Source organism: Tenacibaculum halocynthiae, from assembly GCF_964512825.1.
Classification (GTDB): domain Bacteria; phylum Bacteroidota; class Bacteroidia; order Flavobacteriales; family Flavobacteriaceae; genus Polaribacter; species Polaribacter halocynthiae.
Genome location: NZ_CAZELG010000034.1, coordinates 1 through 1,357, shown reverse-complemented (window position 1 = coordinate 1,357; position 1,357 = coordinate 1). Strand labels below are relative to the sequence as shown.

The 1,357-nt window shown below is 39.6% G+C and carries 1 protein-coding gene; it reads right to left on the bottom strand.

Features of this window, described 5'->3' with window-relative positions; all coding sequences use genetic code 11:
* On the bottom strand, positions 1 to 1,357 hold a 1,357-nt coding region (locus ACKTTQ_RS13615; RefSeq protein ID WP_408049517.1), incomplete at both ends, for a SprB repeat-containing protein.

Genomic DNA, 1,357 nt, shown 5'->3' with positions numbered 1-1,357 from the left:
TGCTGTAGCTGCTGAGAAGTTTACTGTCGTTCCTCCTGTACTTGTTTGAGCAACTACCGTTCCTCCTGAATTTGTTACTGCATATTCATACGTTCCGGATCCTGAAGTGATATTTAATGCTACAACTCCAGCTGGACTTGCACTACAATCTATATTCTTTGTTTGAGTTACTGTAAACGCTAAACTTGGTAACATCGTTATAGCTTGTGCTGATGCACTACAACTATTACTATCTGATACTGTTACAGAATAAGATCCTGCTGCTACATTGGTAAATGTAAACGCTCCTGTTCCTGTTTCGGTACGAACTACTGTACTTGTAGTTGTATTTGTTAATACAAATGTATAAGTTCCTGTTCCTCCTGCTGGCGTTGCTGTGATACTTCCTCCTGTACTTCCACTACATGCACTATCATCTTTGGTTAATCCAAAACTTACGGCTACTGGATTTACAACCGTTTCTGTTGTTGAAACCTCACATCCGTTAGCATCTCGTACTGTTACTGTATAACTTCCTGATTCTAAATTACTAAATACATTACTATTTCCTAATGCAACCGCTGGTGATGTTCCTGTTACTGGCGTTAAACTATATTGATAACCACCCCATCCGTTAGTAGCTGTTGCTGTAATGCTTCCGTCATTTCCTCCATTACAACTTACTGCTACTGGTACTGCTGTGATTCCTAATCCTGCTGTTGGTTGAGCTATAGATACAACTGCGGATGTTACTGGACAGAATGGACTTGCTGTCATAGTTACTACTACATAGTATTCTCCTACTGCTAAACTTCCTACAGTTTGTAATACGCCTCCTGTTACACCTACTACTGCTGCCCCTACTGTCGTATCATCTCCTGTAGCTGGTGTTCCGTTGGTATTCATTAATTGATAGTTGTAAAGACCTGTATATGGACTTCCACTACTGAAATCAAATGTTAACTCTCCTGTTGATGTTCCAAAACAAACTACATCACTGGTCTTATTAATATCTAAATTAAACACTGGTGCTGCATTTACTTGATGAACTGTTGATAATCTACACCCGGTTACTGGATTGTAAATTACAACCTCATAACTTCCTGTTCCTAATCCTGTAAATACTTCTGGATTTGCTGCAGGGGCTGTTTGAGTTACCGTCGCGAAAACCGTTCCGTTAATACCTGTTACACTATATTCTACTGCTGGTATTGCTGATACTGATGTATAGCCTACTGTAATGTTCTCTCCGGAAGCACAATCTATTGCTTTATCTACTGTGATAGTAGCATTGGTCATTCCGTTAAATGCTGCTATTGTTGCATTGGTTACTCCTGAACATCCTTTATCATCATAAGCTGTTACACTTACTGTTCCG